This window comes from Comamonas sp. F1-6 (assembly GCF_039581415.1).
GTDB lineage: Bacteria > Pseudomonadota > Gammaproteobacteria > Burkholderiales > Burkholderiaceae_C > Comamonas > Comamonas thiooxydans.
In genome coordinates this window covers 23,915-47,000 of record NZ_JBCPWN010000015.1, presented here as the reverse complement: position 1 = coordinate 47,000, position 23,086 = coordinate 23,915, and the positions used below count along the sequence as shown (strand labels likewise).

The following is a 23,086-nucleotide window of genomic DNA, read 5'->3' as shown; positions in this document are numbered from 1 at the left end:
CTGCCAAATCAATGCTGCTGCTTGCCCGGGCGTACGCGCAAGATGCTGAAAACTCCGGCCAGCGCCGCAAAACAGCCGGCCACAGCCAGCGCCAGCAGTTCAGCATTGCCACCATGCCCGCCCGAGATGGCAAAGATGGTGGCCAGCACCACGGCACCGAGCGTCTGCCCGGTCATGCGGGCAGAACTCAGCATGCCGCCCGCCGCGCCGCTGCGCGACATGGGCGCCGAGGTGACGATGGTGTGATTGTTGGGCGACTGGTAGAGCGCGAAGCCGCTGCCCGCCAGCAACATGCGCCAGACCATGTCCCAGTGCGCCACATCGACCGGCATGGCCGCCAGCAGCCACAGCCCGCAGGCAAACATGGCCATGCCGATGCCGCCCAGCAGCCCGTCGGGATACTTGCCGATCAGACGCCCGGCCACCGGCGCCGTCAGCACGGTGGCCAGCGGCCAGGCCGTAATCAGCATGCCTGCCTCCATGGGTGACAGACCGCGCGCCTCCAGCAGCAGAAACGGCAGGGCCAGATAGGACAGCATCTGCGCGCAGAAGGCAGAGACCGAGCCGCACATCGACAGTCGGAACACGGGAATGCGCATCAGATCGACGGGGAACAGCGGAGCTGTCTTGTGCCACTGGCGGCGCAGATAGACGTAGCCGACCATCAGCCCGGCGCCCAGCAGCCACCAGCCCGAAGGCATCAGCGGGCTGCCCGCAGCGTCCTGATCCTGCCCCATGCGCACGCCCAGTTGCTCACCGCCCAGGAAAAGCAGGGTGAACATCAGAATATTGAGCAAAACGTCAAGCGCCGCTATCGGCTCGCCATCCTTGCGCACCACGGGGTTGGCCGGCAGCGCCTTGCGCCCCATCCACAAGGTCATCAAGCCCAGCGGCACATTGATGGCGAACAGCCAGGGCCAGCTGGCAACCGACAGGATGGCAGCCGCCACCGAAGGCCCGGCCATGGACGAGGTCGCCACCACCAGCGAGTTGATGGCCATGCCGCGTCCCAGCATGGCGCGCGGATAGGTCAAGCGCACCAGCGCTGCATTCACGCTCATGATGCCGGCGGCACCCATGCCTTGAAACACGCGCGCTGCAATCAACGTGCTCAGCGAGCTGGCCAGCGTGGCCGCCACCGAGGCAATGACAAACACCGTCATGCCCAGCAGATAGATGCGCCGATAACCCAGGCGCTCGCCCAGGGCTGCCAGCGGCAGCAGAAGCACCAGGCCGGCCAGCTGATAGGCGTTGACCACCCATAGCGTCAGGGCCGAGCTGGCCTGCAGCTCGCGCGCAATGGCGGGCAAGGCCAGATTGACGATGCTGCTGTCCAGCACCGACAGCGTCAGTCCCAGAATGATGACCAGCATGGCGCGGCCACGCGCACCGTCAGGCAGGCCATCGTAGGCAGGGGAAGCTTGAGCAGTGCTCTCAGTCATGGGCGACTCGGTGCACACGGCCCAGCGTGATCCAGGTCAGCGCCACACCCACCAGTGCCCCTGTCGCCATGCCCACCACCATGGGCAGAGGCTTGCCGTTGGAAAAATGCCCCACGATCTGCATGGCGGCCGCGCCGCTCAGCATCTGCAGCGTTCCCAGCAAGGCAGAGGCCGTGCCCGCAATCTCGCCATGCTCTTCCAGGGCCAGCACCGAGGTCGTGGGAATCACCAGGCCCATGAAGGCGCTGGCAATGAAGTACAGCACGATCAGCACCGCCAGCTTCTCACCGCCCAGCAGGTAATAGAGCAGCAATGCGGCCATGGTCAGGCCCGAAGCAGAAGCCGCAGCCTTGACCACATTGACCAGGCCAAAGCGCTGGCCCAGCCGCCCCGTCAGCTGCGCCGCGCCGATAAAGGCGATGGAGTTCAGCGCGAACGCCATGCTGTACTGGGTGGACGAGAGACCGTAGTAGTTGATGAGCACAAAGGGCGAGCCCGCCAGGTAGACGAAAAAGCCCGCCATGGCGCAGCCGCCGATGAACACCAGGCCCAGGTAGTGCCAGTCACGCAACAGGACCAGATAGGCCTTGAGCGCACCGCCAAGGCTGCTGTCCAGCCGCGCCTCGGCCGTGCGGGTCTCTTCCACGCCACGCCACGTGGCAACCAGGCCCAGCACGGCTGCGCCCGCCACCACCCAGAACACGGCACGCCAGCCAGCCAGGGCAATCACGCCGCTGCCGGCCAGAGGCGCCAGAATCGGCGAGACGCTGAACACCAGCATCAGCAGCGACATCATGCGCGCGGCAGCATGGCCGGTATGTAGATCACGCACCACGGCACGCGGCACGGCCATGCAGGCTGCAGCGCCCAGGCCCTGCACAAAGCGAAACGCCACCAGTGTCTCGATATTCGGAGCCAGCGCACATCCCACGCTGGCGACGGCAAAGACCGTCAGACCAAAGTACAGCGGCGGCTTGCGGCCCAGCATGTCGGAGACCGGCCCATAGAGCAGCTGGCCCACACCAATGGAGAGAAAGAACGCGGTCAGACTGGCTTGCACGGCCCCGACCTGGGCATCCAGGCTGGCGCCGATCTGGGGCAAGGCCGGCAGATACATATCGATGGCGAAAGGCCCGATGGCCGACAACAGGCCCAGGATCAGAACCAGACGCAGGGAAACAGAAGCTTGCATAGGGGTGTGATTGTCGTGGTAACTTGATTTATGTGCTGAACAGCTGCCGGTTTCCTGCATGACCTTGCAGGCTCACGCCAGTCCGCCGGGCAGCGCCTGTGCCTAAGCCCTCAATTACAAGGCTTTAGACCCGGTCATCCAGGCCATGACCGCATGGACAACCAGCACAATGGGCTCAACCACCATTCCCTGCTCTCGCCGTGACTGCTGCAAGCTCCTTCCCACGTCTGCCCTTTTCACTCCTGACCACACTCGCTGCGCTATGTCTGGCGTCTCAGCCGGCCGGCGCACAGCCCGCGCCTGCTGCCCCGGCCTTTCAGCTCTCGCCCGATGCCAGCATGGTGATAGACACGCGCGCCAGGCTGGCCTGGCCGCGCTGCGCCGAGGGCATGAGCTGGAATGGCAAGGCCTGCGGCGGCCAGGCCGAGGTCTTCAGCTACAAGCAGGCCATGAGCCATGCCGCAGAACGCAGCAAGGCCGAAAACCTGCGCTGGCGCCTGCCGCGCGTCAATGAACTCAAGCGCCTGCTGGACCGCAGCAGCAAACCCCAGGGCCTGAACCCGGAACTCTTTCCCAATGCGCCACGCGACTGGCACTGGACGGGCACGGCCGCCGTAAATGCCCAGCGCCTGAACACCTACAACTACGCCCAGGTGGACAAATCCAGCAGCCTCTCCGGCCTCTCGGCCCAGCAGGCCTGGGCGGTCAACACCGAGACACTGCAAGCCGTGCCCGATATGGGCAAAGGCAATGCCTTGCTGCTGCGCCTGGTGCGCCCTGCCACCGAGGCCGAGCTCGGTCCCCAGACTTCGGCCACACCATGAAAAAAGCCTTGCCGCTTTGGCAAGGCTTTTTCAACTCCCGCACGCTTAGCCGGCGCGCAGTGCTGCCTTGAGGCTCTCGCCCAGTTCGGGCTTGTGCGCGAACGGATCCGTCGGGTTGCGGCCCTGAACCACATCTTCCAGCCGCACCTGCACCGAACCCAGGGCCTGCGGGTGGCTGTAGATATAGAACTGACCCGAGGCCATGGCATCGAACACCTTCTGCGCCACCTCGGTAGCCGTGACCTTGCCCGAGCCCACGGCCTTGTCGGTCATGGCCTGGCCGATCTTCTGGCTGGCCGTCAAAGGCTGCGCCTCCAGGCCCTGGGGACGGTTGCGCTCGCTATGGCCTATGCCCGTGGGCACGAAGAAGGGGCAGAGCAGACTGGCACTGACCTGGTCCGAGACCAGGGCCAGGTCCTGGTACAGCGTCTCGGTCAGCGACACCACCGCGTGCTTGCTGACGTTGTAGATGCCCATGTTCGGCGGCGCCAGCAGACCCGCCATGCTGGCGGTATTGACGATATGGCCTTCATAGGCGGGATCGGCCTTGGCGGCCTCCAGCATCATGGGCGTGAACAGGCGCACGCCATGGATTACGCCCCAGACATTGACGCCCAGCACCCATTGCCAGTCGGAAACGGTGTTTTCCCAGACCAGGCCGCCCGCGCCGACGCCCGCGTTGTTGAAGACAAAGTGCGGCGCACCAAAGGTCTCCTTGACTTCGGCAGCCAGTCTTTCCATCTGCGCCGCATCCGACACATCGACCCTGCGCGCCAGCACCTTGGCACCGGCAGCCTTGAGCTCGGCCTCGGCCTTGTCCAGCGCCTCCTGCTGCACATCGACCAGCACCAGATTCATGCCTCTGGCGGCTCCGATGCGCGCGCACTCCAGCCCGAAGCCCGAGCCCGCACCTGTCAGAACCGCCGTCTTTCCCGCGAAATTCGTGATCATTCTTGTCTCCGGATATTTTTTATATGGGAATAGCGCCTGCAACTGGCGCACTCCAGATTAGAGATGCCAAGCAAGGGCCACCTCGCTGCGGGGCCGCCCCGGCGAAGGCATCGTCCCCCTCCCGCGAAGCGAGAGAGGGGGAAGGCGCTGGGCCACCCAGGCAAAGCGCCTCAGGGGATGATTTTTTTCAGCCGCAGTGGGTTAAATCAGCTTCACCAGCTGCTTGCCGAAGTTCTTGCCCTTGAGCAGGCCCAGGAACGCGCCGGGCGCCGAGGGCAGACCTTGGGAAATCGTCTCGCGCGGCTTGAGCTTGCCGGCTGCCACCAGGCCGCCCAGCTCGGTCAGGGCCTCGCCCCAGACTTCCATGTGCTCGCTGACGATAAAGCCTTCGAGCTTGATGCGGTTGACCAGCAGCAGCGCCGGATTGGCCAGCGGCAGGGGCTGGCCGTCATAGCCGGCAATCATTCCGCACAGGGCCACACGCGCAAAGGCATTGGTGCGCAGCAGCACGGCGTCGAAGATATAGCCGCCCACGTTCTCGAAATAGCCGTCGATGCCGTTGGGGCAGGCATCCTTCAAGGCCTTGGCCATGGTCTTGACATCGGGGTGCTCGCGGTAATCGATGCAGGCATCAAAGCCCAGCTCATGCACGGCGTAGCGGCATTTCTCGGCGCCGCCCGCAATGCCCACCACGCGGCAGCCACGTGCCTTGGCCAGCGCCACAAAGGCGCTGCCCACGGCACCGGTGGCAGCGCTGACGACCATGGTTTCACCGGCCTTGGGGTTGATGATCTTGACCAGGCCATACCAGGCCGTCACGCCCGGCATGCCCACGGCGCCCAGATAGTAGGACAGCGGCACATGGGTGGTGTCGACCTTGCGCAGCGCACCGGGCACGCTGGGGTCAAGCAGCGAGTACTCCTGCCAGCCGCCCATGCCGACCACCTTGTCGCCAGCCTTGAACTTGGGGTGGCGGCTCTCGACGATCTCGCCTACCGTGCCGCCCTGCATGACCTCGCCCAGCGGCTGGGGCTGGGCATAGCTCTTGGAGTCGTTCATGCGACCGCGCATATAGGGGTCCAGGCTCAGATAGTGGTGGCGCACCAGCACCTGGCCCTCGCCCACCGTGGGCAGCGGCGACTGCACCAGCTTGAAATTGCTCTCCACCGCCTCGCCCTGGGGGCGGTTGTCCAGAAGGATTTGCTGATTGACCGTCATGTTTCGTCTCCTGTTTGAACTTCAGATTTCATAGCTTCAAGCGCTTTATATACCTCGCACTTGGAGCTGATAACACACAAAACAACGATAGGTAAAGCGGTAGCCGCTCATAAAAACAGAGCAACCGATCCGTACTCAATCCGTGGGCAGGGCTTGCAATCCGCCTTCGGCCGCAGGTCTGCGCTTCATGTACTTGAAGGTGCCCGTGGCATGTACGCAGAGTCGACCCTGCGCGTCATAGATACGGCCTTCGGTAAAAGCCATGGTGCCTGTGCGATGCAGCAGCACGCCCTTGCCCACCAGCGGGCCATTGGCCGCCTGCATGAACGATGTTTTCATCTCGATGGTGACCACGCCCAGATCGAAATCCACGCTGCGCGCAGCCACGGCCATGGTCACATCCATCAGCGTCATCGAAGCTCCGCCATGGGTGATGCCAAAGGAATTCAGATGTTCGGGACGCGGTGTGAAGTGCAGCTCGGACTCACCGTTCTCCATCTTGTGGAGGGTGAAGCCCAGCTCATGCACAAAGGGAATTTCAGGACCAAATGACAACACCGCGAAACCTTTCAGAAGAGTGATGCGCCGCAGACCGCAGCAGCTGAACCGTGAATGTAAGCGCGGCGGACAGCCTCAGAATGCTGCGCCGCACAAAAAACATGACTCACCCTTCATCCGCCACTATCAACCACCGACCAGAGCGCTCACGCCGCCATCCACGGCCATCCACTGGCCGGTGATGTGCTTGCCGGCATCGCTGGCATAGAGCAGCGTCAGGCCCTTGAGATCCTCATCGTCGCCCAGGCGGCGCAGCGGCGCATGGGAGCGCATTTCGTCCTCGCCCAATGTCTCGATCAGCACGGCTGCCATCTTGGTCTTGAAAAAGCCCGGGCAGATGGCGTTGACGGTGATGCCGTGCTCTCCCCACTCGCCGGCCAGCGCGCGCGTGAAATTGATGACTGCGCCCTTGGAGGTGTTGTAGGCAATGGTCTTCATGCCCGTGGGATTGCCGCCCAGGCCGGCGATCGAGGCCAGATTGATGATGCGGCCGCTCTTGCGCTCCAGCATGGACAGGCGGGCGATCTGCTGGCTCAGCAGAAAATAGCCGCGCACATTCAGGTTCATCACCTTGTCCCAGGCCGCTGTCGGGTGGTCCTCGGCCGGCGCGCCCCAGCTGGCTCCGGCATTGTTGATCAGAATGTCCACATGGCCGAGACGCTGCACGGCCTCCTTGGCCAGGCGCGTGATATCGGCCTCGTCCGAGCAGTCGGCAGCAATCCAGTCGGCCTCTATGCCAGCGGCCTTGAGCTCGGCTGCGGCCTCTTCCAGATCCTTGGCCTTGCGCGAGCTCAGCAGAATCTTCGCGCCGGCCTCGCCCAGCGCATGCGCCATCTGCAGACCCAGGCCACGCGAGCCGCCGGTCACCAGGGCCGTCTTGCCCGAGAGGTCGAAAAGTTGCTGCACCGTACGTGTCATTCTCATGTCTCCTGTTTGTTTTCAAGGTTCAAACCGGGTGCGCAGTGCCTTGCAAGGCCTGCCCGTCAAAAGCTGCATGAATTGTGCGGGCGCCTCAGGCCCGGTGTTGTCACCTGCGTGTCGGCGCTGTCCCGCAGGTGGCAGAGCCCGCCCTGACGCGGCTTGCAGGGCCTGCCGGCAGCAGCCAGGCAAAGCGCATCCGGCGCCTTCAATCGGCATCAATCGGCAAACAGCGACTGCGTGCCGCCCCAGGCCCCGCCTTCGATCTCCAGCATGCGCAGCTTGGTCAAAGCGCCCTGACCGCCCGAGAAGCCTCCCGGTGCCCGCCCTGCGGCCAGCACGCGATGGCAGGGAACAATCGGCGCAAACGGATTGGCTCCCAACGCTTGGCCCACGGCGCGCGCCGCACCGGGCTCGCCCAGCGCTGCGGCAACTTCGCCATAAGTGCTGGTCCGCCCTGACGCCAGTGCGCGCGTGAAGGCATAGACCTGGCTGTGAAATGCAGGCACGGCGAACTCGTCGAGTGCAATCTCCTGCAGGTCAGGCAGAACACCAACCGGGCCTTGCACTCTGTCCTGCCGCATATCTCCCAGCACGCCGGCAGCCACGGCCTCTGCGCTGGGCTGCGCCCAGCACGGCTCGATCTGCGCATTCACTCCGGCCAGCAGACACTGCACCCCGGCCATGGCCTGCACGGCAAAGCCCGGAACAGCGGAGATGGAGGTCACGGCACCATATGCCGCAGGCCCGCGCTGCGGCTGCAGCGCATGGCGTTTGGACAGACCCAGCAGCATGCGCTCCCGGGTCTCGCCCCAGCTGGCCTCGGGCAGTTGCACGGCGCAGATGGCAGCGGCATTCCAGGCCAGACCACAGGCACCGATGCGCGTGACAAACAGGGCATGCCCTGGCAGGGGCAATGAAGCAGCAGGATTCATTGCCACAGTCTACAAAACGCAGTCCATTTGTTTTTGCAAAAATTTCCAGAAAGACTGTATGCAAAAACAGTTAATTACTGTATATTTAAACAGTCAAAACACTGTGGATATACGGACATGCAAGAAGCCCATTTCACCGTCTCTCTTTGCGACTACCCCGAGCTGCCCGAGGACAAACGCCAGCAGGCCGAGGCACGCTATGCGCGTGTGCTGGCCCGCCAGCTCGGCGGAGAGGAACAGGTCGGCGAAGCCCTGTCGCTGGTGCAAGGCCTGGAAGACACCCCTCCCGAAGAAATCACCGACGACGCCAAGCTCACCTTCCAGCGCTGGATGAAAGCCGCCCGCGCCGCTGCCGAAGCCGGTCTGCAAGGCATTGGCGGCACCGAAAGCTGTTTTTTCGATGTGCGGCGCATCTACCACTGAGTGAACGGGCGCGGGCGGCGCGAGTCCCGAGGCCGTCAGCGCCGGCCCGGGCCGCCAACCATTGCAAGGGACATGTGCCGCCCTGGCCACCGGAGCTCGCTGCAATGCCTACACTGGCGGCTTGTTTGACCGTGTGACTGTTCTCTTTCCATGCAAGCCCTGCTAGCCGCCATTGCCCAGATGCCCTTCCCCACTGATGCCCAGCGCATCTTTCATGGCCGCGGCGGTCGGTATCCGGGCTGCGAGCAGATCTCGCTGGATGCTTTTGCGCCCGTCATCGTGCTGACCAGCTTTGCCCCCATGGAGGAAGCCCAGCTGAGCCAGATCGGTCAGGCGCTGGAGCGGCGCTGGCAGCAGATCGCCCCGGCCGGACTGCCTCTGACCTGGGCCTTCCAGACCCGCGAAAGCGGTGGCAAGGTCGAAACCCGCGTCATGGCCGGCGAGCTGCCCGAGCCGCATGTGGTCACAGAGAACGGCGCCCGCTATCTGATCCATATCGCACGCGGGCAGAACCACGGCCTGTTCCTCGACATGGCCGCCGGCCGCGACTGGGTGCGCCGGCAGGTGCTGGCCCATGAGCGGCCCGCGCGCATGAAGGTGCTCAATCTGTTTGCCTATACCTGCGCGTTCTCGGTCGTGGCCAAGCTGGCTGGCGCGGGCCAGGTTCTCAATATGGACATGAGCAAGGGCGCTCTGGCCACGGGTCAGCACAACCATCAGCTCAATGGCGTCAAGGCCGGCGCCAGCTTCGCCGCCCACGATATTTTCAGCAGCTGGGGCAAGATCAACCGCAGCGGACCGTACGACCTGATCGTCGTGGACCCGCCCAGCTACCAAAAAGGCAGCTTCATCGCCACCAAGGACTATGCGCGTCTGATGCGCCGCCTGCCCGATCTGCTGGTGCCGGGCGGCCAGGTCCTGCTGTGCCTGAACGCCCCCGAACTCGGCACCGACTTTCTGCGCGAGCAGATGGCGGAAATCGCACCCGAGCTGCAGTTCGTCGAGCGCCTGGCAAACCCGGCCGTATTTGCCGATGTGGACGAGGAGCGCAGCCTCAAGGTCATGGTCTATCGCGCTCCTGCACTGGCTGCGGACCAGCAGCCATGAGAGAGGGCACAGATCAGGGCCGCAGCCTGTCTCTGCAGCCCGTGGACCCGGCTCTGGCACGCACGCTGCAGCGCTTTGCCCGGCTCGATGCGGAGACGCCGACCCCGCAGCTCGACTATGTGCAACGCCGGCGTCTGCTCAGCGAGCTGCAGGCCGGGCTGATTCGCTCGGCCCTGCCCGGTATTTCCAGGGCCGAGCATTTCGTGGCGGCCGAGGGCCGCGAGATCTGCGTGCGCAGCTATCGCAAGCAAGGTGCGGGCAGCGGCCGGACGCTGGTCTGGCTGCATGGCGGCGGCTGGATGGTGGGCGATCTCAACACCCATGACGACCTGTGCGAGCATCTGGCCCAGTTCACCGGTCATGTGGTGCTGTCCGTACATTACCGCCGCACGCCGGAGAGCCGCTTTCCCGCGCCGCTGGACGATGTGATGGCCGTGCTGCAGTGGCTGAGCGATATGCGCGGACTGCTGCCTTTTGCGGCAGAGCAGGTCCTGCTCGGAGGCGATAGCGCTGGCGCCCATCTGGCGCTGGCAGCGGCCGTACGCCAGATTCAGCAACCCACCGATGCATCCCGCATCGCAGGCCTGCTGCTGCTCTACCCGCCGCTTGAGCCCGGTCAGGACAATGACAGCATGTGCCGCTTTGCCACGGGCTTCGGGCTCACGCCAGCCGCCATGCAGCGCTACTGGCAGGAACTGGGCAAGCCCGAGGGCCAGGCCGCGCAATGGCTGACGCCGGGCTGCTGCAGCGCAGCCATCGCCCATCTGCCGCCTACGCTTTTGATGACGGCCAGCCACGATATTCTGCGCGACGAGGCCGAAGCCTTTGCCCATGCAGCCCAGGCCCTGGGCGCACCGCTGCAGCTTTTGCGCGCGCCGGCCATGGTTCACGGCTTTGCGCGAATGCTGGCTGCCAGCCCGGCGGCACGCCAGCAGGTCGAGCTCGCCTGCTCGGCCTGGGCGGAACTAATCGGCCGCCAACGTCCTCAGAGCAAATAAGCTTTGCTCTGAGGGCGGGTAGCGGCATGGCCGTGCAGGTGTACGCTGCACGGCGCCGGGCGCCGCCCCGCCCCGCCCCTTTCAAACACAATACCTCGACGCCGATGCATCAAGCATCCGGCGCTCGCCGCCATATCTTTCTTAGTCATGAGCCCAACTTCCGCCACCCCACAACAACTGATGCGCCTGGCCGTGGACCTGGCCCATGCCAACCGCCTCAAGGGCGGCCGCCCGTTCGGCGCCGTGCTCGCCCAGGGAAATGAAGTCGTTGCCACCGGCGTCAACGAAATCATTGCCAGCCACGACCCCAGCACCCATGCCGAAATGCAGGCCATACGCGCGGGCACACAGCAGCGCGCCAACCCCAGCCTGGCGGGCCTGTCCATCTATGCCAGCGGCCACCCCTGCCCCATGTGCCTGGCGGCCCTGGTCATGAATGGCGCCGAACAGGTGTTCTTCGCCTTCGACAACCAAGACGCCGCGCCCTATGGCCTGTCCAGCGAGGGTACCTACCAGCGCCTGCGCCTGTCGCTGACGCCGCAGCCGCTGCCCATCACCCGCATCGACACCGGCATCCGCGCGGCCCAGCTCTATGGGGATGAGGCCTGGCCCGCCGCCTGATCCTCGTTGCCGCCAAAACCATAACAACAAACCGGGCTGCCCAGGACGAGCGGCGCGCACACCGGCGCGCCGCAGCGCAGCCAGCCCCCGAGCTTCATGACATCGACATCTTCCCGAACACATCGCGTGCCGCCATTGCTGTGGCTGGCCGTGGTGATACTGGTCACCATCAATCTGCGTCCCTTTCTGACGGCTCCGGGTCCCTTGGCACCGACCATACAGCAGGCCACGGGCATGGATTTGCGCAGCTTTTCCTGGCTCACGCTGCTGCCCATGGCGCTGATGGGCATTGGTGGCTGGCTCGCTCCCACGGCATTGCGACGCTGGGGCGCGCGCGCCGCCATCTGCGCCTCGCTGCTGCTGATTGCGCTGGGCTGCGCCCTGCGCCTGACGCCTGCTGGCGCCGCCACCGGCAGTCTGCTGATCGTCACGGCCGGCCTGTGCGGCGCGGGCGTGGCGCTGGCACAAAGCATTCTGCCGGGGCTGATCAAGCGCCAGTCTCCCCACAACGTGGCACCCATGATGGGCCTGTACTCGGCCGCACTCATGGGCGGCGGCGCACTCAGCGCCCAGCTCTCGCCCGTGGCCATGCAACTGGGTCTGAGCTGGCAGGCTTCGCTGGCCATCTGGGCCATCCCAGTGCTGCTGGCATTGCCGCTGGCCTGGCATGCGCTGACGCTGATGCACGAGCCCGTTGCCCCTGCACCCTCCGTGCCGCTGGTACAAGCCGATAGCGACACCGGCTGGCTGCTGCGCCGTGGCCGCACCTGGCTGCTGCTGATCAGCTTCGGCCTGATGAACGGCGGTTATGGTTCCACCGTTGCCTGGCTCGCTCCGTTCTATCAAACCCATGGCTGGACGGCCACGCAAAGTGGCTCGCTGCTGGCCATCTTGTCGATTGCGCAGGCCGCATCGGCGCTGGCCATGCCCGCTCTCGCGCGCCGCAGCCTGGACCGTCGCTGCTGGCTCATGCTGGCCTTGCTGCTGCAGATCATCGGCTTTGCCGGCCTCGGGCTCTGGCCCGATGCCATGCCCACACTCAATGCCATCGTGCTGGGTCTGGGTCTGGGCGGCTGCTTTTCGCTCTTCATGCTGGTGGCGCTGGACCATCTGCCATCGCCCACACAGGCCGGTGCCCTCAACTCGCTGATGCAGGGCGGCGGCTTCATCCTCGCCGCACTGGCCCCTCTGGTCATGGCACAGCTGCACCAGATCAGCGACAGCTGGATGACGGGCTGGCTTTATCAGGCCGGCGTCGCCGCGCTGGTCTGTATGCTGGTGACACGCTTCAACCCCCAGGGCTACCCGCAAGCCATGCAGCAGCCTTGAGCACGGCATTGCGATCCCCAAAAAAGGGCCTGGAAACTTCCAGGCCCTTTTTCCTTTTCGTTTTTGTGCGGACTACTCGTTGACCAGCAGTTGCAGCCCATGCGCCTCGGTCGGCAAGGGTACCTCCCATCGGTGCAACATGCCCAGCAATGCGGCATTGCCGAGCGTGGTGTCGCGCTTGCTGTTGCGCGCCAGCAAGGTGGACCTGCTTGCCTCCAGATGCACCAGCGCCACCTGCGCGCCATAGGCCAGGCACAGGTCCAGCGTCTTGCCGCGCATCTGCCTGGACAGATGCGTGGCATTCCAGACAAAAGCGGCCTTGGCGCGCAGCAGGCTCTTGGCCTTGTCCACCGCATGATGGGCCGCAGCGCCCTCGTTCTCGCCGTGGCGCAGACCCAGTTCGGTGCGCGCATCGTCAAACGACACCACGGGCAGGCCCGCATGATGCTGGGCGACCCAGTGGTTCTTGCCCGATGCAGGCAGACCGCACATGACGATGACGCGCGAGCCCGGCTCTTCGTGCAAGGCGTAGTCCGGGTGCAGCTCGGCACCGCGGAAATAGCGCACTGCCGTCTCGGCCGAAGCAAAGCTGCGCGGCTTGCGCAAACAGCCCTCTTCCAACGCAAGCTCCCTGAACAGCTCGATATTCACCAGCACATTGCCCACATCGGGGCAGATACGACCGCGAATATCGGCACGGGCCAGCAGCACCAGCAAATGCAGATCGACCTGCCAGGACAGCTCTCTGACCATGAACTCGGGCGAGACGCCTCGGCGCGAATCGGCAAAGGCAAAAAACGGCACCTGATGCACTGCAATCAGGCGGCAGACCGCCTCGCGCCGGGCCACCGGCGCGCCCGCCTCCCAGAGCATGAGCCGCGCATCGAGTGCACCCCGACGCGAATGGCCAGGCTGCGAGATGCGGCCGTCGTCGGCTATCTGCGTGGTCGAGCACTTGGCGACATCGTGCAGCAGCGCGGCCAGAAAGACTGTCTCGCGCTCCTCGTTGGTGAGCCCTGCATAGTCGCCGTCCTGCAGCAGCTCGGTCACCACCATCTGCGTATGCGTCCAGACATCGCCTTCTGCATGGTAGATCGGGTCTTGCGGCGTGGTCTTGGCCAGCTCCAGTTGCGGAAAAGCCTCCAGGCAGGCTGCCCAGTCCACCGCATGGCGAGCGGAATGCGGCACCAGGGCCGCAATCTGTTTCCAGCTCCACATAAATTCTCCTTTCACCGCAGCCTCTTCATGAAAACCACGGTTTTGATAGCTATCAACGCTTGTTGGACAGGCCTCACCAGCTTTTTTGAATCTTGTTGGCAAAGATATCGACGCCTGTGCGCAGACCGTTGGCGACAATGGGCCGCTCGCTGTGGTGCGAGCCCGACTCCAGGATCACCTGCACAAAGTCGGAGCGCACGAACTTGTAGCGCTCCACGGTCTGGCCGTTTTCCTCGACCTTGATGTACAGACCTTCGGCCAGCTCGGATCTGTCGGTCTGGCGCCAGGCCAGCGGCAGATCCAGCTTCTGTCTTTGCACCTGATCCTCGAACACAGCCTGCCAACGCGCACTACGCCCCAGAGACGGTGTCAGCAATGCCAGCAAATCCTGCATGCGCCTCGGTGCGATGCCCGCGTAGAGCACGGGCACGGACACCACGGGCACACCGTCCAGCAGCGCGTGGCGCTGCGGCGTGTCCAGAAACTGCTGCGCCGAGCGATCCCAGATATCGAACTCGCAAAACCAGTGCGGCAAGGCGTCGTAGTACAGAGAGTGCTTGGCATACAGCCATTCGCCATACATCACATAGCGATCGTCCAGCAGGGCCATCAGCGCGCTTTCATGGGCTCGGGCCCATTGCTTGTAGGCGTTGAACTGACGCTCGCGCCCGCCCATCTGATCGGCTTGCAGATAGTGGCCGCGCGACTGCAGCAGCAAGCTGCCGTCGGCACCAAAGCTCAGCGCCGCATTGGCGCCGTCCAGCTTTTCCTCGACCACGATATGGCGGCCGGCCAGCGCTTCATAAGGCACGGCATCGGCCTGATCGCCGACCTGCAGCCGCGAGCCACGCAGATGCGGCGTGCGCGGATATTTGAGGATCTCCAGATTGAATAGATGTGGTGAAGTCATGTTGTGCTTTCCTAAAAGGGAATAAGCCACGCGCAAAAAAGGCGCGGCAGACAAATCAAGGACATGGACAGCGCCGCTCTCCGCTGCCATCGGAAAAAGACAGAACCCAAGCCGCCAAGCAAAGGGCCGGCCTGGAGTTCAGAGAGTGGGAGGAGCTTGGAGCCTGAATGCAATTCAGGCCAGAGACGCCAAGCAGGAAGATTGCCGCCCTTCACAGAACGGGAGTTCCACACCGCAGCGCACACGCGAGAAGGATCAGCGTGTGACGAAGTCGTTTAGCTCAAACGAATACGGCGGGACATGGTGCACCTCGAAAATGAGAGCTAATAGCGCAAGTGGAGCAAGGCTGGCGAGTGTATTTGCTTGCAAGCCCAACTGCCAAGCGCTTGACCGAAACTTGTTGCGCAAAGAACACAAAACGGTTTCACAGAGATGAAACACAGGCTGGTTACAAATCGTATTTTCTTCCTGCACCTGCCAAACTCTCAATGACATCTGCACAGACCTTGCGCCAACCTCTTCTGATTTCCCTGATCGCAGCCGCTGCCCTGGCCGCCTGTGGTGGCGATGACAACAACACTAACACCACCACACCAGCGCCTGCTCCGGTTCCTGAAGTCCCGGCGCCGGCACCCGAGCCCGAGAAGACGCCCACCTCGCTCACACTGGAGAAAATCGGCAGCTATCAGTCGGGCATTTTTTTGCAGAGCGCCGCCGAAATTACGGCTTTCGATCCCGTCACCAAGCGCGGCTTTGTGGTCAACGCCCAAAAGGGTGCGCTCGACGTGCTGGACATGAGCAACCCCGCCGCACCGCGCATGCTGGCCAGCCTGGATGCCACAAAGCTCTCGCTGGGTGCGGGGGCCTCCATCAACAGCGTGGCCGTGCATGGCGGCCTGGTGGCTGCAGCCGTGCAGGCATCGGTCAAGACGGACAAGGGCATGGTCGTCATCTATGACGCCGACAAGCTCGGCGTGATCGCCGAAGTGCCCGTGGGCGCCCTGCCCGATATGCTGACCTTCACCCCCGACGGCAAGACCATTCTGGTCGCCAACGAGGGCGAGCCCAGCGATGACTACCAGATCGACCCCGAAGGCTCGATCAGCGTGATCGATGTGAGCACGCCCGCCAAGCCCGTGGCGCGCACTGCCGACTTCAAGGCCTTCAACAGCCAGAAGGCGCAGTTGCTGGCCAAGGGCGTGCGCATCTTCGGCCCCACCGCAGACGGCCTGGGAACGGCCGCCGTGGCCAATGACCTGGAGCCCGAATACATTGCCGTGGCCCCGGACGGCAAGACGGCCTGGGTGACGCTGCAGGAAAACAATGCGCTGGCCATCGTGGACATCGCCAGCGCCACCGTGACCGATGTGGTGGCTCTGGGCTTCAAGGATCATGGCGCGGCCGGCAACGAACTGGACTTCGCCGACAGCGACGGCAAGAGCCCGGTCATCAACATCACCCAGGCCGCCAATGTGTTTGGCATGTACCAGCCCGACTCCATCGCCGCCTATAAGGCCGCCGACGGTGCGACCTATCTGGTCACTGCCAACGAAGGCGATGCACGTGCCTGGGGCGAGGGCAACAAGAGCTACTTCGGTACGGCCGCCGACAAGACGGCTGGCACTCCGGCCACGGCGGGCGATATGAGCAAGGGCTTTGTGGAAGAGTGGCGCATCAAGCACCTGGTGCACAAGGACGGCTTTTTGCGCCGTGCGGGCGACGATCTGCCTGCCCATCTGGCTCAGTTGGCCAGCGGCGCCTATCTGAATGCCAGCAACTTTGCCTGGTGCGGTGCGTTCGGCACAGACCCCAAGACCTGCCGCGACGATGACAAACTGGGCCGCCTCAAGGTCACCTGGACCATGGGCTACCAGACCGACAGCAGCGGCAACCCCGTCAAGGATGGCAAGGGCTACCTGACCTATGACAGGCTATACGCCTATGGCGGCCGCTCCATCTCCATCTGGGATGCCAGGGGCAAGCAGGTCTGGGACTCTGGCGCGGCCATCGAAAAATTCATCGCTAGCCCCGAATGCAAGCTGGGCGCCAGACGTGACATTGCCTGCGCCACCTACTTCAACACCGGTCATGACGAAACGGCCAGGCTCGATGCGCGCAGCAGCGCCAAGGGTCCCGAGCCCGAAGGACTGACCGTGGGCCAGATCGGCACCAAGACCTTTGTCTTTGTGGGCCTGGAACGCATGGGCGGCATTCTGGTGTTCGACATCACCGACCCCAAGGCACCCAAGCAGATCGACTATCTGAACACTCGCGAGAACTGGACCGCCAGCTTTGACGGCAAGTCCGCGCTGGCAGGTACCGCACTCAGCGATGTGGGCGATCTGGGCCCCGAAGGCCTGCACTTCATTTCTGCCGCCAAGTCACCCAACGGCAAGCCCTTGCTGATGGTGGGCAACGAGGTCAGCGGCACCACGGCCATCTACCAGCTCAATCTGCAATATTGAAACCTGCAGACAAGCAATCGCTTTCATGCCAGGCCCCGTCCCCACGGGGCTTTTTGCTATTCAAATCAAGCAAAGACTGCGCCGAGGGTTTCTCAATTACGTAACAATAAGCGCCAGCGGTCGGTGTACCGCCTATGGGTTCCCATTCGCCGCAAGCCAGACGCTTGCGACCTACTAAACCGCCGTGTATCCGGACGGCGGTGGCTTTTTGAACGGAGCACTTAATGACGCACTCTTTCGCTCGCCGCCAGGCGCTGCGCGGCTTGGCCGTGGCAGCTCTCGCCTCCTCCTCCCTGCTGTCCGCAGCGCATGCAGACACCCCCGCCGTGCTGCGCGTCTCGGCCATTCCCGACGAGGCACCGACCGAGCTGCAGCGCAAGTTCAAGCCCCTGGGCGAATACCTCTCGCAAGCCACCGGCATGAAGGTGGTGTTCACCCCCGTATCGGACTACGCAGCCGTGGTCGAGTCCCTGGCCACCAAAAAGCTGGACCTGGCCTGGCTGGGCGGTTTCACCTATGTGCAGGCCAAGATTCGCACCAACGGCACGGCCATCCCCATCGTGCAACGGGCCGAGGATGCGGTCTTCACCAGCAAGTTCATCACGGCCGACCCCGCCATCAAGACGCTGGCCGACCTCAAGGGAAAGACCTTTGCCTTCGGTGCACCTTCGTCCACCTCGGGCAGCCTGATGCCGCGCTTCTTCCTGCAGCAGGACGGCCTGAATCCCGAAAAAGACTTCAAGACCGTGGCCTACTCGGGCGCGCATGACGCCACCGTGGCCTTTGTGGCCGCAGGCAAGGCCGAGGCCGGCGTGCTCAACACTTCGGTGTGGGACAAGCTGGTCGAATCCAAGAAGGTGGACATCAGCAAGGTGCGTGTGTTCGCCACGACACCCACCTACTTTGACTACAACTGGACGGTGCGCGGCGACCTGGATCCGGCCATCGTCAAGAAGCTGACCGCGGCCTTCCTGGCACTGGACCCCAGCAAGCCAGAGCACAAGGCCATCATGGACCTGCAGCGCGCCTCCAAGTTCATCGCCACCGACTCCAAGAACTACGACGGCATCGAAGCTGCCGCCAAGTCCGCCGGTCTGCTGAAGTAAGAAATTCAGCTTTTTTGACTGCCAACGCTTATCTATCAAGCGTTGGCAGCTATTATTTTCAGAGTATTCGTCTCATGAGCTTCATGCTGGACGATGTGGGCCTGACCCACAGCAACGGCTTTACCGCCCTGTCCCATATCTCCTTGTCCGCCATCCAGGGCGAGAGCATTGCGCTCATCGGCCCCTCGGGTGCCGGCAAGACTTCGCTGCTCAGCACCATAGGCACAGCCTACCTGCCCACGGCAGGTCGCATGCAGGTGCTGGGCCGGACCGCGTCTGCGCAATCCGCCGCCCGCGAACTCAAGGCTTTGCGCAGCCGCATCGGCACCGTGCACCAGGCCGCGCCCATTCCGCTGCGCCAGCGCGTGGTCACGGCCGTGCTGGCCGGCAAGCTCGGCCATTGGCCGCTGTGGAAGGCCCTGGCATCGCTGGCCTATCCGCAGGACATTGCGGGCGCGCGCGAAGCCCTGGCTCGCGTGCAGCTTGAGGACAAGCTGTTTGCACGCTGCGACCAGCTCTCCGGCGGCCAGCTGCAGCGTGTGGGCATTGCCCGCGTGCTCTACCAGCAGGCCGAGCTGATTCTGGCCGACGAGCCGGTCTCGGCCCTGGACCCGGCACTCTCGCAGGCCACGGTGCAGTTGCTGGTGCGGGAAGCCGCCGCGCGCAAGGCCACGCTGGTGGCCAGCCTGCATGCCGTCGATCTGGCGCTGGCCAACTTTGACCGCATCGTGGGCGTGCGCGATGGCCGCCTGGCCTTTGACCTGCCAGCCGCCCAGGTCAGCGATGCGCAACTGCAAGCCCTCTATGCCCATGCCGATGGCAGAGCGGCCGACCTGCCCATGCTGCACAACCGCCTGGCTCAGCGCGATCCCGCCAGCGCCACGCCCACTCCCATCCAGGTGAACGCATGCCGGTAGACATGGTCGAGCAAGCCTGGCCATCACGCCGCGACCCCTCTGCTCGCGGCCGCCTGAGTGGGCTGATCCTGGCACTGGTCGTGCTCTGGCCCATGCTGCAGACCTCGGGCTTTTCGCTCAAGCCGCTTTTCGATGCCGACAATCTCAAGGTCATAGGCGGCTTTCTCGCGCAGTTTCTGCCGCCCGAAACCAGTGGGGAGTTCCTGGCCTATCTGGCTCAGGCCACGCTGGAGACCCTGGCCATCGCCACCGCCGGCATGGCGCTCGCCTTTGTGATTGCCGTACCCATGGCCTACCTGTCCACGGGCGCGGCACGCGAGAGAGTCACGCTCAACCCCATCGCCCGCAGCGTGCTCACCATCCTGCGCGGCATTCCCGAGCTGGTCTGGGCTCTGGTGTTCGTGCGTGTCTTCGGCCTGGGTCCTGCAGCCGGCGTGCTGGCCCTGGGCCTGACCTATGGCGGCATGCTGGCCAAGGTCTATGCAGAAATTCTCGAATCCACCGATCCCGCCCCGGCCCGTGCCCTGCGTGCCAGCGGCACCGGCCGTATTCAGGCCTTGCTCTACGGCCTGCTTCCGCAGGCGGCCAAGGAGCTGACCTCCTACACCGTCTACCGCTGGGAATGCGCGGTCCGCGCCTCGGTGGTCATGGGCTTTGTCGGGGCGGGAGGCCTGGGCCAGCTCATGGATCAGGCCATGAAGATGCTCAACGGCGGCGAAGCCGCCAGCATTCTGCTGGCCTTCATGCTGCTGGTGGCTGCGGCCGATCTGCTTTCCTGGTGGCTGCGTCGCGCGCTCGACGCCGCGCCTGCCGCGCGCGCCCTGCCCTTCGGCTGGCGAACCGGCACATTTGTGCTGGCGGCCTGGGCGGCGCTATGGGCCAGTCTGCGGCTTCTGGATATTGATTTCTCGGCGCTGTTCACGGCGGATGCCGCCGCCAGCATGGGCGACTTCGTGCGTGGCTTTTTCCCGCCCGACCTGAGCCAGCCCTGGCTGCTCAAGGTGCTGCAAGGCATCTGGGAGACCCTGGCCATCTCCATAGTCGGCACCTTGCTGGCCGCGATCGCGGGCCTGCTGCTGGCCCTGCCGCGCTGGCGTGCGCCATGGAATGTGGTGCTCAACGTGCTGCGCTCCGTGCCCGAACTGGTCTGGGCCACGATTACCGCGCTGGCCGTGGGCCTGGGCCCGTTTGCCGGTGCGCTGGCCCTGGCCCTGCATACCACCGGCGTGCTGGGCCGCCTGTTTGCCGAGGCCTTGCAGAATGCTCCGGCCGCTCCCGCGAATGCGCTCAAGCTCAGCGGCAGCAATCGCCTGCTGGCATTTTGCTATGGCACCCTCCCTGGCGCAGCGCCGCAGTTGCTGGCATACACGCTGTACCGCTGGGAAATGAATATCCGCATGGCCGCGATTCTGGGCTTTGTGGGTGCCGGCGGTCTGGGCCAGTTGCTGTACTTCGAGCTTTCGTTGTTCCACTATGCCCAGGCCAGCACCGTGATCATGGCCATGCTTTTGCTGAGCATTGCCGTGGACTGGAGCAGCGCCGGCCTGCGCCGCGCCATGCGTTGAGACAGTTGACGCGGCGCCCTAGCACCGAATCAGCTTCATCCGTTCCTCCATCACATCCGCCGCGCAGCCCCCCAGATGGGCCAACGCGGCCGGCGATCCGGTCTGCATCCAAGTCTCGATGAGAGTTGAAACCTGAATGACTTCAGCCACACTTGGCACCGCTTAGCGATGCTGCTTCACACTCCCAGGGGCAGGTCGGCCTTCTTCAGCGTGCGCAGCACAAAGCTGGACTGGCTATGGCGTATGCCCTTGATCTTGTAGAGCTTCTCGCGCAGCAGGCGCTCGTAATCGCGCGTGTCCTTGACAACGATACGCAGCAGATAGTCGTACTCGCCCGAAACCAGATGCGCCTCCACTACCTCGGGAATGGTGGCCAGCACCTCACCGAACTTTTCCAGGGTGTTGTCCGAGTGGCTATCCAGCGTGACCATGACCAGAACCGAATCGGCCAGTCCCAGCGCCTGCGGGTTCAGACGCACGGTATAGCCCTCGATCACGCCGGCCTCCTCCATTTTCTTGATGCGTGCCCAGCATGGTGATGCACTCAGACCCACGGCCGCGCCAATCTCCTGCAGACTGGCGCGCGCGTTAGCCTGCAATGCAGCAAGAATCTTTTTATCTAGAGTATCCATATCTTGGAATTTACTGCCAAAAATTAAAAAACAGAAAAATTTTCTGTAGCAACACTGTATTTACAGAATTTGAAGCAACATTTTCTGCACTGCAACATGCACACTTGAGTCCATGGAAGCACGTTTACCGACGCAGCAAAACCATTCAACATACCGCGCCGTTTACCGTCAGCATCCGGTTGGTTGATCCGCAATACGCATATGCAACAGGCCGCATCACTTAAGCACAGTGATGCGGCCTGTTGATATTTGGACTGCTCAGTCACTCCGGCAAACGACAGCGGCATGAAAAAACCCGGCCGGATTTCCATCGGGCCGGGTTTCGGGAGCCGGCCCGGCGCACAAGGCACCTGGCGGACGCTCATGCTGTCTACAGGGCTCGCTGCGGAGCAGCATCGGCTTGCACATGCTTGCGCACCTTGCTGACCAGGCTTTCGCTCACATCCGAAGCCTGGTTGCCCCAGCCCGTGCGCAGGAAGGTGGCCAGTGCGGCCACTTCGCCGTCGGTCAGGCGGTCGGCATAGCCCTGCATCACCAGATGCATGGGACGGCGCTCCGTAGCGGGCGATGAAGCGCCCTTGAGAATCACCGACACCAGCGGGCTGGCATCCTTGCCCAGCACCATGGCATTGCCTTGCAGCTCGGGGAAGATCCCGGGAGCGCCCTTGCCGCTGACAAAGTGGCAGGCTGCGCAGTTGTCGAGATACAGACGAGCACCCAAGGGCATGTCGGGCGCTGCGGACTTCAGCAGCTTAGCCGTGACTTCACCAGCTTCGTCAGCCCTGGCAACCGCAGTGCTGCGAGGGCCTGGCGTGGCCACTATTTCAGGGGCTGCATCTGCGGCTTGGCCGTCCATGGTCTTGAGGAACTTGGCCATGGCGTTCAGGTCCGCGTCGGTCATGTACTGCATGGAGTGTTCGACCACCAGCGCCATTTCTCCGTTGGCCACCGCATGGGCATTGCGGCCGGTTGCCAGATAGGCTGCCACCTGCTCGGTGCTCCATTTCTGAACACGCGAGTCCTTGCCGCGCAGCGCAGGAGCAGACCAGTCATCCACCATGCCGCCAGTAAGAAAGCCGGAGTCGGACAGGCGTGTGCCTTTCTGCGCCATGAAGGCAGTGCGGGGGCTGTGGCAGGCTGCGCAGTGACCGGCGCCTTCGACCAGGTACTGACCGCGAATCTGCTGATCGTCACCAGCCATGGGCTTGAAGTCTGCGTCACCCGACAGCGCCAGCCAGTTCCAGGCACGGATGCCGAAGCGCATATTGAACGGGAAGCTCAGACTGGTGGCCTGTACCTCGTTCCTGACGGGCTTCACCTCGGTCTGGAGGTAGTCGAACAGCGCGCGAATATCGCTTTCCTTCATGAAGCGATAGTTCTCGTAGGGCATGGCCGGATACAGCTGCTGGCCATGACCACCGATACCGTCCACCATCGCGGCACGGAACTGCTCCAGAGTCCAGTTGCCGATGCCGGTTTCCTTGTCCGGCGTGATGTTGGAGGACCAGATGGTGCCCATGGGGCTGTCAATGCCGCGACCGCCGGCCATGGGCTCGCCCCCCTTGGCAGTGTGACAGGCCATGCAATCACTGGCGCGCATGACATATTCGCCGCGGCCGGCTTCGGCTTTCCAGTCGGCGGCCAGCGCTTCATTCGCGGGTGTGGGCTTGAAAGGGACGTAGATCAGCGCCAGCGCCGCAACAGCGCCCAGAACGATCAGCGCAATCAGAATGCTGAGGATTTTCTTCATGTCTTGC

The 23,086-nt window shown here is 63.8% G+C and carries 21 protein-coding genes; 10 read left to right on the top strand and 11 right to left on the bottom strand.

What is annotated here, in order from left to right; genetic code table 11:
- Positions 1 to 8: 8 nt before the first annotated feature.
- The gene (locus AAIL66_RS15775; protein ID WP_343497166.1) at positions 9 to 1,442 is read right to left on the bottom strand and encodes an MFS transporter; all 1,434 of its coding nucleotides are present in this window, start codon (positions 1,440 to 1,442) and stop codon (positions 9 to 11) included.
- Positions 1,435 to 2,634 carry a multidrug effflux MFS transporter gene (locus AAIL66_RS15770; protein ID WP_034354161.1) on the bottom strand — a complete coding sequence of 400 codons (1,200 nt, stop codon included), beginning with the start codon at positions 2,632 to 2,634 and terminating at the stop codon, positions 1,435 to 1,437. The genes AAIL66_RS15775 and AAIL66_RS15770 overlap by 8 nt, the downstream gene beginning before the upstream one ends.
- Before the next feature lie 266 nt (positions 2,635 to 2,900).
- Between AAIL66_RS15770 and AAIL66_RS15765 the strand changes: the two genes are divergently transcribed.
- Positions 2,901 to 3,458 (top strand): DUF1566 domain-containing protein, encoded by a 558-nt coding sequence (locus tag AAIL66_RS15765; RefSeq protein WP_343497217.1) that lies wholly within the window; start codon positions 2,901 to 2,903, stop codon positions 3,456 to 3,458.
- Between the two features lie 45 nt (positions 3,459 to 3,503).
- Here the strand turns inward: AAIL66_RS15765 and AAIL66_RS15760 are convergent, their stop codons facing one another.
- The 5 genes from AAIL66_RS15760 to AAIL66_RS15740 all read right to left on the bottom strand — a co-directional run bounded on the left by AAIL66_RS15760 (position 3,504) and on the right by AAIL66_RS15740 (position 8,038).
- Positions 3,504 to 4,409, bottom strand: coding sequence for an SDR family oxidoreductase (locus tag AAIL66_RS15760; RefSeq protein ID WP_343497164.1), 906 nt, complete (start codon positions 4,407 to 4,409; stop codon positions 3,504 to 3,506).
- Between the two features lie 201 nt (positions 4,410 to 4,610).
- On the bottom strand, positions 4,611 to 5,627 hold the full coding sequence (locus tag AAIL66_RS15755) for an NADP-dependent oxidoreductase (protein ID WP_343497163.1): 1,017 nt from the start codon (positions 5,625 to 5,627) through the stop codon (positions 4,611 to 4,613).
- Positions 5,628 to 5,762: 135 nt separating this feature from the next.
- Positions 5,763 to 6,185 carry a PaaI family thioesterase gene (locus tag AAIL66_RS15750; RefSeq protein ID WP_012838708.1) on the bottom strand — a complete coding sequence of 141 codons (423 nt, stop codon included), beginning with the start codon at positions 6,183 to 6,185 and terminating at the stop codon, positions 5,763 to 5,765.
- Between the two features lie 126 nt (positions 6,186 to 6,311).
- On the bottom strand, positions 6,312 to 7,103 hold the full coding sequence (locus AAIL66_RS15745) for an SDR family oxidoreductase (RefSeq protein WP_003062433.1): 792 nt from the start codon (positions 7,101 to 7,103) through the stop codon (positions 6,312 to 6,314).
- 218 nt (positions 7,104 to 7,321) lie between these two features.
- Positions 7,322 to 8,038 (bottom strand): MGMT family protein, encoded by a 717-nt coding sequence (locus AAIL66_RS15740; RefSeq protein WP_343497162.1) that lies wholly within the window; start codon positions 8,036 to 8,038, stop codon positions 7,322 to 7,324.
- 117 nt (positions 8,039 to 8,155) lie between these two features.
- On the opposite strand from AAIL66_RS15740, the gene AAIL66_RS15735 reads away from it, so the two are divergent.
- From AAIL66_RS15735 to AAIL66_RS15715, 5 genes are all read left to right on the top strand, one after another.
- On the top strand, positions 8,156 to 8,461 hold the full coding sequence (locus AAIL66_RS15735; protein WP_034380842.1) for a hypothetical protein: 306 nt from the start codon (positions 8,156 to 8,158) through the stop codon (positions 8,459 to 8,461).
- Between the two features lie 150 nt (positions 8,462 to 8,611).
- Positions 8,612 to 9,568 carry a class I SAM-dependent methyltransferase gene (locus tag AAIL66_RS15730; protein WP_343497161.1) on the top strand — a complete coding sequence of 319 codons (957 nt, stop codon included), beginning with the start codon at positions 8,612 to 8,614 and terminating at the stop codon, positions 9,566 to 9,568.
- Positions 9,565 to 10,566: an alpha/beta hydrolase fold domain-containing protein gene (locus AAIL66_RS15725; RefSeq protein ID WP_343497160.1), complete on the top strand. Its 1,002-nt coding sequence runs from the start codon at positions 9,565 to 9,567 to the stop codon at positions 10,564 to 10,566. The genes AAIL66_RS15730 and AAIL66_RS15725 overlap by 4 nt, the downstream gene beginning before the upstream one ends.
- A gap of 180 nt (positions 10,567 to 10,746) precedes the next feature.
- Positions 10,747 to 11,187, top strand: coding sequence for a nucleoside deaminase (locus AAIL66_RS15720; protein ID WP_224651163.1), 441 nt, complete (start codon positions 10,747 to 10,749; stop codon positions 11,185 to 11,187).
- Positions 11,188 to 11,283: 96 nt separating this feature from the next.
- Entirely contained in the window at positions 11,284 to 12,516 is a 1,233-nt protein-coding gene (locus tag AAIL66_RS15715; protein WP_343497159.1) for a cyanate transporter, read from the top strand.
- A gap of 72 nt (positions 12,517 to 12,588) precedes the next feature.
- Here AAIL66_RS15715 and AAIL66_RS15710 read toward each other — a convergent pair whose 3' ends face one another.
- Positions 12,589 to 13,734, bottom strand: coding sequence for an AAA family ATPase (locus AAIL66_RS15710; protein WP_343497158.1), 1,146 nt, complete (start codon positions 13,732 to 13,734; stop codon positions 12,589 to 12,591).
- A gap of 73 nt (positions 13,735 to 13,807) precedes the next feature.
- On the bottom strand, positions 13,808 to 14,644 hold the full coding sequence (locus tag AAIL66_RS15705) for an RNA ligase family protein (RefSeq protein WP_034380860.1): 837 nt from the start codon (positions 14,642 to 14,644) through the stop codon (positions 13,808 to 13,810).
- 488 nt (positions 14,645 to 15,132) lie between these two features.
- On the opposite strand from AAIL66_RS15705, the gene AAIL66_RS15700 reads away from it, so the two are divergent.
- The 4 genes from AAIL66_RS15700 (at position 15,133) to phnE (ending at position 20,697) form a co-directional block, all read left to right on the top strand.
- Positions 15,133 to 17,109, top strand: a complete 1,977-nt coding sequence (locus AAIL66_RS15700; RefSeq protein WP_343497157.1) for a choice-of-anchor I family protein — start codon at positions 15,133 to 15,135, stop codon at positions 17,107 to 17,109.
- Positions 17,110 to 17,333: 224 nt separating this feature from the next.
- Entirely contained in the window at positions 17,334 to 18,215 is an 882-nt protein-coding gene (locus tag AAIL66_RS15695) for a putative selenate ABC transporter substrate-binding protein (RefSeq protein ID WP_034354197.1), read from the top strand.
- A gap of 74 nt (positions 18,216 to 18,289) precedes the next feature.
- Positions 18,290 to 19,132 carry an ATP-binding cassette domain-containing protein gene (locus tag AAIL66_RS15690; RefSeq protein WP_059439680.1) on the top strand — a complete coding sequence of 281 codons (843 nt, stop codon included), beginning with the start codon at positions 18,290 to 18,292 and terminating at the stop codon, positions 19,130 to 19,132.
- A complete protein-coding gene (gene phnE, locus AAIL66_RS15685) occupies positions 19,123 to 20,697 on the top strand; it encodes a phosphonate ABC transporter, permease protein PhnE (RefSeq protein ID WP_343497156.1) in 1,575 nt (524 codons plus the stop codon). Before AAIL66_RS15690 ends, phnE begins: the two co-directional genes overlap by 10 nt.
- Before the next feature lie 176 nt (positions 20,698 to 20,873).
- Here phnE and AAIL66_RS15680 read toward each other — a convergent pair whose 3' ends face one another.
- Positions 20,874 to 21,329 (bottom strand): Lrp/AsnC family transcriptional regulator, encoded by a 456-nt coding sequence (locus tag AAIL66_RS15680; protein ID WP_003062481.1) that lies wholly within the window; start codon positions 21,327 to 21,329, stop codon positions 20,874 to 20,876.
- A 370-nt stretch (positions 21,330 to 21,699) separates the two neighbouring features.
- Entirely contained in the window at positions 21,700 to 23,079 is a 1,380-nt protein-coding gene (locus tag AAIL66_RS15675; protein WP_343497155.1) for a cytochrome c, read from the bottom strand.
- Between the last annotated feature and the right edge of the window lie 7 nt (positions 23,080 to 23,086).